This is a genomic window from Psychrobacter submarinus (assembly GCF_904846685.1).
Classification (GTDB): Bacteria; Pseudomonadota; Gammaproteobacteria; order Pseudomonadales; family Moraxellaceae; genus Psychrobacter; species Psychrobacter submarinus.
Window position 1 is genome coordinate 603,312 of record NZ_CAJHBQ010000002.1, and the last position, 13,557, is coordinate 616,868.

At 46.1% G+C, this 13,557-nt stretch carries 10 protein-coding genes and 1 other RNA gene; 1 reads left to right on the forward strand and 10 read right to left on the reverse strand.

What is annotated here, in order from left to right; translation table 11 throughout:
* Positions 1 to 38 precede the first annotated feature (38 nt).
* The 9 genes from JMY03_RS08730 to ffs all read right to left on the reverse strand — a co-directional run bounded on the left by JMY03_RS08730 (position 39) and on the right by ffs (position 10,804).
* A complete protein-coding gene (locus JMY03_RS08730; RefSeq protein ID WP_201603025.1) occupies positions 39 to 1,334 on the reverse strand; it encodes an iron-containing alcohol dehydrogenase in 1,296 nt (431 codons plus the stop codon).
* A gap of 169 nt (positions 1,335 to 1,503) precedes the next feature.
* Positions 1,504 to 3,165 carry an ABC transporter ATP-binding protein gene (locus JMY03_RS08735; RefSeq protein ID WP_201603026.1) on the reverse strand — a complete coding sequence of 554 codons (1,662 nt, stop codon included), beginning with the start codon at positions 3,163 to 3,165 and terminating at the stop codon, positions 1,504 to 1,506.
* Positions 3,140 to 4,213, reverse strand: coding sequence for an ABC transporter permease (locus tag JMY03_RS08740; RefSeq protein ID WP_025646850.1), 1,074 nt, complete (start codon positions 4,211 to 4,213; stop codon positions 3,140 to 3,142). Before JMY03_RS08740 ends, JMY03_RS08735 begins: the two co-directional genes overlap by 26 nt.
* A complete protein-coding gene (locus tag JMY03_RS08745; RefSeq protein WP_201603027.1) occupies positions 4,213 to 5,283 on the reverse strand; it encodes a microcin C ABC transporter permease YejB in 1,071 nt (356 codons plus the stop codon). Before JMY03_RS08745 ends, JMY03_RS08740 begins: the two co-directional genes overlap by 1 nt.
* Positions 5,284 to 5,363: 80 nt before the next feature.
* Complete coding sequence (gloB, locus tag JMY03_RS08750) at positions 5,364 to 6,143, reverse strand: hydroxyacylglutathione hydrolase (RefSeq protein WP_201559566.1); 780 nt, start codon at positions 6,141 to 6,143, stop codon at positions 5,364 to 5,366.
* Between the two features lie 123 nt (positions 6,144 to 6,266).
* A complete protein-coding gene (locus JMY03_RS08755; RefSeq protein WP_201603028.1) occupies positions 6,267 to 8,120 on the reverse strand; it encodes an extracellular solute-binding protein in 1,854 nt (617 codons plus the stop codon).
* 309 nt (positions 8,121 to 8,429) lie between these two features.
* Positions 8,430 to 9,539 (reverse strand): 3-phosphoserine/phosphohydroxythreonine transaminase, encoded by a 1,110-nt coding sequence (gene serC / locus JMY03_RS08760; RefSeq protein WP_201603029.1) that lies wholly within the window; start codon positions 9,537 to 9,539, stop codon positions 8,430 to 8,432.
* Between the two features lie 109 nt (positions 9,540 to 9,648).
* Positions 9,649 to 10,512 carry a DNA polymerase III subunit psi gene (locus tag JMY03_RS08765; RefSeq protein ID WP_201603030.1) on the reverse strand — a complete coding sequence of 288 codons (864 nt, stop codon included), beginning with the start codon at positions 10,510 to 10,512 and terminating at the stop codon, positions 9,649 to 9,651.
* A 195-nt stretch (positions 10,513 to 10,707) separates the two neighbouring features.
* Positions 10,708 to 10,804, reverse strand: an RNA gene (ffs, locus tag JMY03_RS08770) — signal recognition particle sRNA small type.
* 241 nt (positions 10,805 to 11,045) lie between these two features.
* On the opposite strand from ffs, the gene JMY03_RS08775 reads away from it, so the two are divergent.
* Positions 11,046 to 11,756, forward strand: a complete 711-nt coding sequence (locus tag JMY03_RS08775; RefSeq protein WP_201603032.1) for an SIMPL domain-containing protein — start codon at positions 11,046 to 11,048, stop codon at positions 11,754 to 11,756.
* A 13-nt stretch (positions 11,757 to 11,769) separates the two neighbouring features.
* Here the strand turns inward: JMY03_RS08775 and JMY03_RS08780 are convergent, their stop codons facing one another.
* Complete coding sequence (locus JMY03_RS08780) at positions 11,770 to 13,446, reverse strand: isovaleryl-CoA dehydrogenase (RefSeq protein WP_265089625.1); 1,677 nt, start codon at positions 13,444 to 13,446, stop codon at positions 11,770 to 11,772.
* Between the last annotated feature and the right edge of the window lie 111 nt (positions 13,447 to 13,557).

Sequence of the window (13,557 nt, forward strand, 5' to 3'; positions counted from 1 at the left end):
AATATCGACCATAAGGTCAGTTAAGCGCTTTTTTTATCTTAAGTATCATTATTGGGTCGATCTTCACTCGCGGTTTGAATTTTTTGTAAGATCTTCTTGATACCCGCCGGTGGCATATAAGTGGGTACTGCATAAGTATCGCTGACTTCTTTGGCAGCGGCTTTGGCAATATTGTCATAATCTGTCTTTTTCATACCTTTAACGGTAGGATCAATGCCGACAGTTTCGATAAGCTCACGGACTTGCTCGATAAAGTAATTGGTCAGCTCTTTATCGGTTTTAGTCGCTTGAGCGCTTTCAACGATGCCTGTTTTTCTAGCAAGTTTCGCCAATCTTTTCTCTGATCCTTTACGGTTGACCTCTAACACATAAGGCAAAACGATTGCGTTAGCGCGGCCGTGAGGGATACTGTAATGCGCGCCCAATTGGTGAGCGATCGCATGCACATAACCTAAACCAGCTTTATTAAAGGCGATACCGCCATAATGTGCAGCTATCCCCATCTCTTCGCGAGCCTGCAGGTCTTCCCCATTTTCATAGGCGATTGGCAGATACTGCATCACCGCTTTGGTGGCAGAAGCGGCATAATAGTCGGTCTCAACGCTAGCATTAGCGCTCATCCACGCCTCTAAGGCATGAGTCAAAACGTCAATACCAGTATCCGCAGTGATATGCTTAGGCATCCCTTTCATAATCACAGGATCGATAGCGGCGGCTAATGGAATCATTCTAGGATCGATTGATAGCGCTTTTTGATGCGTGTCGTTGTCCGATACTACTGCGCCAAGCGTCGCTTCTGAACCGGTACCGGCAGTCGTTGGAATACAGTACAGCGGCACTCCTTTCTTTCTTGCCTTAAGGATACCGATAAGCTTTTGCGGCTTACAGTTATTGCCTTGTGACATTGCGATCATCTTCGCTGCATCAATAACTGAGCCGCCGCCAATAGCGATTATCGCATCGCACTTAGCGTTGAGCGTTTGACTTAGACCTTCTTCTACGACGGCAAAAGTAGGGTCTGGAGTGATGCCATCATAAACCTGATAGCGGATATTATGCTGATCTAAATAGTCAGTAACTTTGGCCGGGATACCAAGCTTATTGAGTACGGCATCGGTTACGATAAAGACGTTAGTGCCGCCTTCATTGATGACCATATCGCACAGCTCATTACAAGCGTCCTCACCGACGAATAACAAAGGTCTAGGTAGCGGAATAAGGTGCGAGAATACTTTTAGTGCTTTAGCACGCGTTTTTGCGACAGCTAAGTAGCCGGCATGTTGTAATTTGTCGTTGTTCATGAGTTTTGCAAGAGGAGAGTTTGTAGCAGGCATAGAAATATCCTTTTCAATAATGCGGCGGTAAATAAAACAAAGACCAAACGACTGTTTGTATGAATTGTACCACTGTCATTTTATATATATTGCGATAATTATGAACTCATATGTTCTAGTCAATATTTAGTCGTGGCAGCGTCTAAACTTTGGTAATCGTCTCTTTATCCTATATAACACTAGCCTGCAATAAGCGCTGAGAATACCGATGCTGCGGATGGTTAAATAGCTCCTCTGTTGCACCTGCCTCTATGCAAACGCCTTGTTTGAGTACCATAGTATACTGACACAGCGCCCGCACGACTTTTAGGTCATGGCTGATAAACACATAGCTGATATTAAACTTAGCTTGTATCTCGCGTAGTAGCGTCACAACCGTCACTTGCGTGGTGCTATCAAGCGCTGAGGTCGGCTCATCTAATATCAGCAGCTTTGGCCGCATCACAAGCGCTCTTGCCAACGCGACCCGCTGGCGCTGACCACCCGATAACTCATGCGGATAACGATGAACAAAATCAGCGGGTAGATGCACTGTCTTGAGACTCTCTAACACAGCCTGCTGACGCGCAGCCTGAGTGACGCCTTGCACCAGCAACCCCTCTTCGACCACCTGCATCACCGTCATACGCGGATTAATACTAGCAAAAGGATCTTGAAAGACCATTTGAATCTGCGAGCGAAACTGACGTAATTCGCTACTACTCAAGGCGAAAAGATCCTGACCGTCGATGAGCACTTGTCCGCGCACGCGCGCTTGATTGCTCAGTAGTTTGCTCAGCGCCAAGGCAATAGTGGTCTTACCAGACCCCGACTCGCCAACGATACCCAAAGCTTGACCAGCTGATAAGCTCAGGTCGACTGATTTTACTGCTTCGAACCAGCGCTTAGTGCCGCCAAATAGGTTTTTTTCTATCGGAAAATCCACTTGTAGCTTATTGACTACTAAGACTCTCTCGTCAGTGGCGGTTTCATTGGTAATCGTTAGCGCTGAGCCAAAATTTTGCTGCATCAGTGTGCGAGTATAGTCCGCTTTTGGCTGCGCAAAGATAGCAGCAGTTTTGCCTTGCTCAATCGTTTGACCTTGGCGCATAACGATAATCTCATCGCTATAGCGTTTGACTAAATTTAGGTCATGGCTGATCAAAATCATCGCCATATCTCGCTCAGACTTTAGGCTATTTAGTAGTGCTAATATCTCGTGCTGCAAAGTCACATCAAGCGCGGTAGTTGGCTCATCAGCGATCAAAATGTCAGGCTGCTGTGCTAATGCCATCGCAATCATCACCCGCTGGCGCTGACCGCCTGAGAGTTCGTGCGGATAGCGGTTGAGCTTATCAATAGGATCAGTGATATTGACATCTTCTAACAGCTGGATAGTATGCTTGCGCCACTGCGGCTTTGCGATACCGTTTAGGCGCAGCGATTCGGCGATTTGCTTGGCGACGGTATGTAGCGGATTCAGCGCAGTCATCGGCTCTTGAAATATCATGCCGATGCGCTGACCACGAATGGATCTGAGCGCTCTGTTTTGCGCCTTATCTTTACCTTGGTTATTGGTAATGGGTAGCTGCGTTCTTCCATCGAGCAAGATCTGACCACTGACGCTTAGGCTATTTGGCAGTAATCCTAACAGTGCTAGGCTGGCGATTGATTTGCCTGAGCCCGACTCACCAACGATAGCGAGCGTCTGGCTTTGATGCAGCTGATAAGATAAATTATCGACTAATATGGCTTTGTTATCCGCCTTGATAGTCAGATCTGTAACGCTTAGAACACATGGGTTTTGCTTAGTATTATCAGTCATATCAGCTGCGCCTTGGGTCAAAGGCATCACGTAACGCTTCGCCAATAAAGATGAGCAAGGATAAAATAAAGGTTAAGCTAAAGAACCCTGATAACGCAAGCCAAGGCGCATCGAGATTGTTTTTGCCTTGTACCATCAGCTCCCCTAATGACGGTGAGCCGGGCGGTAATCCGTAACCTAAGAAATCAAGCGCAGTCAGTGCAATGATATTGGCGGTTAAGATAAACGGCAACTGCGAAAGACTGGAGGCTAAAGCGTTAGGCAAAATATGTTTACGCATGATTTGGCTGTCAGAGACCCCTAAATTACGCGCCGCCCGTACATAATCAAAATTACGCGCCCGCAAAAACTCAGCACGCACCAAACCGACCAAACCCATCCAGCCAAACAATAACATCAAAGCAAACAGCACATAGACACTAGGGCTAAACAGGCTGACCAAAATGATAATCATAAATAGCTGCGGCATCCCGCCCCACACTTCCATAAAGCGCTGACCTGCTAGATCTACCCAGCCGCCATAGTAGCCTTGAATTGCGCCGACGATAATGCCTATTAGCGCTCCAGCTAAAGTCAACGCTATACCAAATAACAGAGAGACCCGCATACCATAGAGAATGCGCGCGAGCACATCGCGCCCTTGATCGTCAGTGCCGAGCCAGTTCTGAGCGTTAGGTGCAGCAGGATAAGGAAGACCCAATTCTACATTTGGCGTCTGATCGGCAAAAGGAATAATCGGCATCACATAAAAGCCTTTGTCCTCAATCAGCGCTTGTACCGCAGGATCTTTATAGTTAGCTTCAGTCTCAAATACACCGCCAAAAGTAGTCTCAGGATAAGCTGTCAATACAGGCACATAGTAGTCACCGTCATAACTGACCAGTAGTGGTTTATCATTGGCAATAACGTTAGCGGCCATACAGAGGATGAACACTAAGCTGAAAATAATAAGAGAGATTAAACCTAAGCGATTACTACGAAAGCGATCGAGCCGCGCCTGCCAAATCGGATTTAGGCGTTTGGCTTTTGATTTCGTTAAAGCAGGTGGCGGCGTAGCAGTAGAATAATTAGACATTAGCGACCCTCAAAATCAATACGAGGGTCTATCAGATGATAGCTCAGATCACTGATAAGCTGTAATAATAAACCAAGTAAAGTAAAGATAAACAGCGTACCAAATATCACTGGATAGTCGCGCTGCTGAATGGCTTCAAAGCCAAGCAGGCCCAGTCCATCAAGTTTAAAGATAATCTCAATAAGAAAGTTACCGGCAAAGAAAATACCGACGATAGCGGCCGGAATACCAGCTATGACAATCAGCATGGCATTACGAAAGACATGCCCGTAAAGCACTTGACGCTCCCCTAAGCCTTTAGCGCGTGCGGTCAACACGTACTGCTTGCTCAGCTCCTCTAAAAAGCTAAATTTAGTCAAGTAAGTCAAACCGGCAAAGCCGCCGACGGTACTCGCTAGTAAAGGTAAAGCTAAATGCCAAAAGTAATCTTTTATTTTACCTAAAGTGCTCAGCTGATCGAAATTCTCTGAGGTCAGCCCTTGTAGCGGAAAGATATTAAAGTAACTACCGCCCGCAAAAAACACCAATAATATTACCGCAAATACAAATACCGGTATCGCATGACCAACTGCTAATAGCATCGCTGTCGCTTTATCTACCGCCGAGCCGTGATGCATAGCTTTATAAACCCCCAATGGTATGGCAATCATGTAGATCAGCAGCGTGCTCCACAGTCCTAAGGAGATGGAAACAGGGAGTTTTTCGATAATGAGGTCAGTTACCGTCTGCCCTTTAAAGAACGACTCGCCAAAATCTAATTGAGCATAGTTTTTTAGCATAATCCAAAAGCGCTCAGGCGCGGATTTATCAAAGCCATATTGCGCATTAATCGCAGCGACCATCTCCTCCGATAATCCGCGCGTACCTTGATAAGTGCTGGTATTACCGCCAGAGCCGCCTGCGCCTACGCTACTATTAACCGCGCTATCTTTTGCGCCTTGTTCAATGAGAGCCAGTTGCTGCTCGACAGGACCACCAGGTGCGGCCTGTACAATCACAAAGTTCGCCAATAAAATCAAGAAAAGCGTCGGTAATATCAGTAGTAGTCTCTTTAAGATATAACGACCCATGATGACGACTTCCTTGCAAAGGTAAAATAGCAGACAACAGTCAGCGGACAAGTGAGGTAAGAGGTAGTGCTATGCGAGTGTTAGAAGTTATCCTTAAGCTCTCGTAGCGCTGTAAACACCGTTAAGCGCTCTTCATTGTCAATATTCGTTTTGGCTTTTACGCCTGCAATGACGCTAGGCTCATGCGCTCGCAAAAACACATTGACCTCGCGTTCATGCTCCAAAGTGACCGGTAGCGTACATAGTCCTTGCTGCGTCTGACTCTCTGCTCGCTCTAAAGCTTGCTGCATCGCCATATTACCCGGCTCAATAGACAGCCCAAAACGCAGATTGTTAGCCGTATATTCATGGGCAGGATACAATAACGTATCGGCAGGCAGACTGTTTAGTCGTTTGAAACTCTCGTAAAGCTGCTCGATAGTACCGGTAAAGACACGACCGCAGCCTGCGCTAAACAGCGTATCACCGCAAAAGCAGTGCTTTTGACCGTCGATATCCAACACATAAGCCATGTGACTTGCCGTATGCCCGGGGATATCCCAGACTTGTGCTGAGCAGCCCCAAGCACTGACCGTGCTGCCGTCTTTTATCGTTTGATCTTCCTCAACGCCATGCTCGCTATGGCCGACGATATGCGTCATCGGGAAGTGCTCTTGTAGCTCCATTACGCCGCCGACATGATCAAAGTGATGATGCGTGGTCCAGATAGAGGTCATCTCTAAGTCATGCTCTTCCATATAGTCCGCGACAGGCTGCGCTTGGCCGGGATCAATAACGATAGCTTGCTTGTTATTTTTATTAATTAATGTCCAAATATAATTATCGTTAAATGCTTTTATTGGAATAATTTGAATACTCATATCGAACCCTTATTGGTTAACACTGGTTTTACGTATTGATCTTAAATGTGCGCTTATATGACTGTTATTCACGGTTAATTGACGTTTATCGTCTTAGCTTACCGCTTTCACTTGGAGCTGAATTTAGCGTTTTAAATAATCATTAACTTTCGCTTCCGCCTCTTTGTCCACCCACCAGTAGTCGATACCAACCGCATTGGTCGGCAAAGTCGTATGGCGATACTGATTCCAGTACGCCACATTAGTGCCAGATTTGCCGTATAGTGGGACTAAATAGTGACCTGCACGCAGTAAGCGATCGAGCACTTTGGTATAAAGCACAATCTCCTCACGACTCTCAGCATCGCCAAGGGCTTCTACGACTGTATCTATCGCCGAGTTTTTGATGCCGATCGTATTGCGATTACCGACTTCATCAGCAGCCGCGCTGCCCCAAAAGGCGGCTTGCTCCGCGCCCGGTGATAAGCTTTGCGCGAACACATCGGTCGTCATATCATAATCATAACGACGCGTGCGCTCATAGTACTGCGGCCCGTCGACTTGACGCAGATTTGCCGCAAATCCTAAGCGCTCAATATTACGAATATAAGGCAGCAGTACTCGGCCTAGCGTATCGCCTGTCATCAAAATCTCAATTTGCGCGCGCTCACCATTTGGCTGATACAGCTGCATGTCTTGATAATAAAATCCAGCATCGAGTAGTAACTGCCTTGCCTTGAGTAAACTCTCCCGGTTAAAGCCGTTACCATCGCTCTTAGGTAGCTGCCAATCGCTAAGCACTCCTTGACGCTGCCTAGGCTCTAGATCACTGAGTAGTGGCGTCAGTACTGCCATCTCATCAGCAGCTGGCGTACCAGTCGCCGCCAGCTCTGAGCCATAAAAAAAACTCTGCAAGCGCTCATACTGGCCATGAAATAAAGTCTTGTTCATCCATTCAAAGTCATATGCTAGACTGAGCGCTTCACGGACGCGAATATCTTGAAACAAAGGCCTGCGCATATTCATCACGAGCCCCTGCATCGGTACAGGGTTTTGACTACTTATCGACTCTTTGACAATCATTCCCGCTTTTACGGCAGGGAAGTTATAGCCTGTTGCCCAATTCGAGGCTTTGTTTTCGGGACGAAAGCGATATTGTCCAGACTTAAAGCCTTCAAAGGCAATCTCATCGCTTTGATAATAGACGAACTTAATCATATCGAAGTTATAGCGGCCGCGATTTACCGCCAGATCACGGCCCCAATAATTTGGATCGCGCACATAGCTGACCGAACGCCCCGCCTCGACACGGCCTAATTTATATGGGCCACTGCCCATCAAAGGCGTTAAGCTTATCTTTTCAAAATCGGCATCAATGGAGGATTTGGCAAAGATAGGGAACTGGCCAACGGTTAGCAAAATCTCTTTGTTGTCACTGGAGGTAAAGACGAACTTCACTTTATGTTTATCAAGGATTTGTACTTCTTTAATATCGCCTAAATAGCTGCGAATATACATCGGGCCTTTGCTGAGTATCGCCTCATAAGTCGCTTTGACATCACTGCTAGTGACTGGCGTACCATCCCAAAACTTGGCTTTAGGATTGAGATGATAAATGATCCAGCTGGCATCATCAGTATCGTAAGTCACGCCTGTGGCCAGCTGCGGATACATGGTAAAGGCTTCATTCAGTGAGCCAGTCATCAAGGTATCGTACAGATAATCCGTGCCGACCATTGCCACGCCCGTCGTCATCCACTTATTGGCCGCATTAAAGGTGCCGCGAGCATCGAGCGATAGCGTACCACCCTTTGGCGCATCAGGGTTGGCGTACGGCATGTATGGGGCGTCGATGTATTCAGCGCTACTGTTATGTCCAAGCGCTGACGTGGTAACCACCTCGGCTTGACTGCTAGAGGCGTAGCAAAGCAGTAGGCTCAAAGTAGCAGCCTTATAAGACTTGTATAATATAGCTTGTATCGGAGCGTTATTGATCATAGCTTGTCTATCATTATGGGCGCTATCGGCGCTTTTTATCAAAGCAGACTTTTACAGTAGCCTAATTCTAGCGGTGATGCGAAATCTAATCATACCAAACTTCGCTTTTTTAACCTAATCAAAAGCGTAGATGTGTTTTGCTACTTTTTCAATATCGCCCTTAAAAATAATTTCAGTACCTTCTATACCCGCTTAGCTACTCCCGCTCAGCTATTCTCGCTCAGCTATTCCCACTTAGAAAAAAACGCCACTTATTCAGTGGCGTCTTTTGATTATAGCTATTTTTGCCGGCAAGGGGCGATATAGCAATTAGGCATACTTTTTTTCAAAATCCTGCATAAAGTCAACAAGCTGCTCTACCCACTCAAGCGATACCGCGTTATAGATACTAGCGCGCATACCGCCGACGTCGCGATGGCCCTTTAGATGTAGCAAGCCTGCTTTTTCTGACTCTTCTAAAAACACTTTATCTAAGCTATCATCTGCCAAGGTAAAAGGCACGTTCATAATCGAGCGATATTGTTTGGCAACCGGATTATTATAAAAATTACTATCATCGATTGTCTGGTATAGCAGATCCGCCTTTTTCTGATTGATTTTGCCGATAGCTTCAACGCCGCCTTGCTCTTCTAACCAGTCGAATACTAGACCCGCTAGATACCATGAATACGTCGCTGGCGTGTTAGACATCGACTCTTTTTCAGCCTGATGCGTATAGTTCATCAGCAGCGGGCACCAATCGCTGGCTTGGTTTAGTAAATCTTTACGGATAATAACGATAACAAGACCTGCGGGACCGATATTTTTTTGTGCGCCGGCGTAAATCATACCAAATTTGGAGACATCAATCGGCTGCGATAAAATATTTGATGACATATCTACGATGAGCGGCACATCAACCTTTGGCGGCTCAAATATTTGCAAGCCATGAATGGTCTCATTGGCGCAGTAATGAAAATACTTGGCATCATCACTTAGGTTCCACTCATCAGACGCAGGTACGTCCGTAAAATTGCTTTGTTTGCCACTAGCGACCACATTAACCTCACCAAGACCTAGCTTAGCGTAGCGCTTAGCTTCTTTAATGGCCTTATCTGACCACGTCCCAGTCGAGAGATAATCAGCGCGGCCATTGTTTAATAGGTTTAAAGGAATAGCCGAGAACTGCAGGCTTGCGCCGCCCTGCAAAAACAGCACTTTATAGTTATCAGGTATGTCCATCAGCGAGCGCAATTTACTTTCCGCTTTTTCAGTGATAGCGATATATTCTTTACTACGGTGGCTGACCTCCATCACCGAGACACCGCGACCCTGCCAATCGAGCATCTCGCTTTGCGCGCGCTGTAGAACCTCAGTAGGAATAGTAGCAGGGCCTGCAGAAAAGTTGGGAGTTCGATGTGGAGCAGTATGTTCAGACATAATAAGAATTCCAAGCAGTAACAAAGAAATAGAGAAAAAGCTAAGTATAAATTTTAGAACCGCGTAAAGCTATTTTGAGCTAAATGATATAGCAATCAAAAACAATGAATTAATTGGAGATCTGCTGCCAAAACTCCCGCTTAAGTAGACTGTCTTCAAGCATTGTCTCTAAGCTAGGCGTCGTCGCAAATTTAGGATGAGACAAACCGCCGGGCAAAGCGGTCAATACAGCCACCTGAATATCTTCACTCTGTGCAATCTTGAAAATATAACCAGCAAGGCTAGCATTGGCCAGCTCAGCGGTGTCCATACCCGCACATATCGGAAATGAGCTCGTCTCACAGTCTAATGATAAGGCTTGAGTGATGTTTTGCCAGAGCTTTTGACTGTCATTATCAAGCGCCTGAATATCAACTAGCAGTACCCAGTCCCCGTAACGATCGCCTTGCAAATCAAAGGGCGCTATTTTCTTAGAGTCAGGAGGGGCTAAGTTAGGAGTATGGCTAGCAGTATCAACTTGCTCAGTACTAGCTGATTCAGAGAAGCTATTTAAATGGTTAAAGTTGTAAGACTTGTTGCTAGCATTTGAACTTTCATTATTATTAGCAACATCAACATCAAAGCTGTCATTATCGAAGCTATTCATTTTTACGTGATCAGTAGCTAATACTTCATCATCTGAAGCAACTGGCGCAGTCGTAGTGTGTCTATCTATTGGATCACCACCTCGCACCTCTGGTCTAACTTGTTCGTCTGATACCGGCTGCTGCCCAGTTAATGAATCGGGTGCTTGTATATCACCTGCGCTCTCAGTGATATCGCTTATTTTTAGCGTTGGTGAGTCTGGCCGCACCCATTGTCCGATACCCATCATCGCCAGAATCTGTCGCTGCTGAGCTTGCTGCTGGCGAGCTAAAAGCTCTGAGCTTTGACGCTGCTCAGTAGGTAATGAAGTCGTTTGGCTATCACTCATTTAGATGGTTTACCCTACTCATTTAGACTCAATATCGTAGCTTTTAAGCGAGCAGGATGCAAGCTACTCATCTAGCTATTTTATTAGTTACTGATGGCGCTGACCCAAAATTTTGACCCAAAAAAAACCCTCTAGCAGGGCAGGTAAATCGAACAGCAAATCAATAACAGTTAAATTTTAGACAAAAAAAAGCGACTCCATCAGCACATCCTCGGCACACAATGAATCTAATACCGTTGCTACCTTCCGGTCCTGGCGGGGTTCATAGAACACTGTTGCGAGGCTACCAATGGAGCCACCAGTTGCAAATTATACTTACTTTTTTCTATTTTACAACCCCTAACGCTACAAACGATAGCTTTTCACGCCAAAGTGAATTGGGCTTAGATATTATCGCCATTTTTAACGCTGCTAGAAAGCAGTAAGGTTGTGACAAAACACTTATATTATTTATTATCAGGTTTGTTATGTTAATAACCTCTAAAAAACTATTAAATTATATGCTTTTAAAACTATTTATATAAGGAGTTACGATGAAAAACTTAACGAATAAACTGGCTTTCATAACTGGCAGTGCTTTTTTATTGAGTGCAGCGATGAGTACCGCCCATGCTGAACCCTCCGGTTATGATCAGCTTACCTTTGAGACGCAAGTTAAAGAAGACATTGCCAATGACGAAGTGCGCGCAAGCCTGTATAAAAAGGCACAAGCGAGCGATGCTAAGGCTTTGGCTACAACATTGAACACGTCAATCAATAGAGCACTGGCAATTGCTAAGCGCTACCCTAGCGTTACCGTCAGTACTGGCCAGCAGCACACTTATCCACGTTACGACAAAAACGACAAAATCATCGGCTGGACCGGTCAAGCTAATATCGATCTAAAAAGCACCGACTTCACCGCAACAAGCCAGCTTATTGCAGACTTGCAAGAAACCTTAGTGATGAATAATCTAAACTTTGGTGTCTCAGAAAGTAAAAAAGATGCGCTAGAGCAAAAACTGATGACGGAAGCGTCTCGCGCTTTTCAGCAACAGGCCAAAAACCTCACTCGTGCTTGGGATGCGCGCGGTTATCGCGTGGTCAGCGTCAACCTCAATGCTGGCAACACCGACTACCCACGTCCAATGTATAGCAGCATGCGCGCCGCTGATGCTGAGTCTTCGGTACCAAGTCAAAATTTTGAATCAGGTAATAGTACCGTCTCTGTTACCGCTAACGGTACTATCGAGCTGACTAAGTAGCTAGTAAAAAATGCTAAGCCATAGACTTTGTGGCACCCGCAGCGCGTTCGATCAGCTGATCTATGGGTGCATCTGGACTGAGCGTACCAAACGCCAGTCCGTGCGCGCCGCCCAAACGTGAGCGGCAAAACTCTGCTGCTATGTCTTTATTTTCTGTATTTAGCAGGATACAAGCTTGCAGCATCAACGCCAAGCGCTCGATGACGTAGCGGCTTCTAAACTCTAATGTCTCTACCTCTTCAAAATAACTTGCTAGTTGCCCAAGCTCTTTATCAAAATAACTGTCTTTACCAGCCGCACTTTGCAGCTCAGTAAACAACGCCTCACGAGTAGCGGGCTCTTTATTTAAGGCACGTAGCACATCTAAGCACTGGATATTGCCGCTACCTTCCCAAATTGAGTTGAGCGGTGCCTGACGATAAAGTCTCGGCATAATATTTTCTTCGACATAACCAATACCGCCGAGACACTCTTGTGCCTCGTTGACTAACACGGGCGTACGCTTACATATCCAATATTTGCCAATGGCAGTGGCGATGCGAGCCAGCGCAGCCTCATGTGAGTCGGTCTCAAGCAGACTAATGGCGCGCGCCACTCTCATAGTCAAGGCCAATGCCGCATCAGACTCCAATACCAAGTCAGCAAGCACATTGCGCATAAGCGGTTGATTGATTAGTAAATCACCAAAAGCCTCACGTCCAGAAGTATGGTGAATCGCCTGCACGACCGCTTGCCGCATTTGCGCGGCTGACCCTATCATACAATCGAGCCGCGTTAAGGCTACCATCTCAATGATAGTGGCAACACCTCTGCCCTCTACTCCTACTAATTCGCCAAAAGCACCGGCAAATTCTACCTCGGAGGAAGCATTCGACCAGTCGCCAAGCTTGTCTTTTAAACGCTGAATCCGTACGGCATTGAGCGTGCCATCAGGGCGAAACCTTGGTACTAAAAAGCAGCTAAGCCCGTTTTCAGATTGCGCGAGTACTAAATGAGCGTCAGACATAGGCGCAGAATAAAACCATTTATGCCCAATGATTTGATAACTGTCATCGCTTTGCTTAACGGCTTTAGTGCTGTTGCGCCCTAAGTCAGAACCGCCTTGCTTTTCGGTCATCCCCATGCCAATTGTACAGCCGCTCTTTTGCTCCATAGGTAAGCTACGAGGATCATATTCTGTCGATAGCAGTTTTGGTATCCACTTTTCAGCGAGCCTTGTGTTATGACGCAAAGCCGGAATCGCGGCGTAAGTCATCGACATCGGACAGCCAAAACCGGCTTCTGCTTGTGAGCCTAAATACATAACGGCCGCTCGCGCCACATGCGCACTTTGGCGACCCTCGTTACGCCAAGCAAAATTACTCATGCCATAATATACGCCCGCTGTCATTAGCTCATGATAGGCAGGATGAAACTCGACGTCGTCTATACGGTGACCATAGCGATCAAAGGGGCGAAATTTAGGAGGGTTTTCATTGGCAGCAAAGCCCTTGTCTACCATATCACCACCAGTACGGGCGCCAAACTCGCTCAGATGATCGCTTGCCCATGACGCGCCTTCGCGAATGACAGCTTCTTTTAGCGCGTCATCAGTCTCCCAAGCGTTATAATTCGCTAAAGCAGTAGGTTGATTATTGACTTCATGGGTGCTGAATTGATGGGTCGTTGACATCTGCTCGGTATTTTTCATAGCAATCCTTCATAATATTTGGCTAACTATCCTTGTTACTTATCACTTATCTTACTGAATGCTTATAATGTCCCGTATTTGATTATAATAAACAACTTAATAATAAATGAC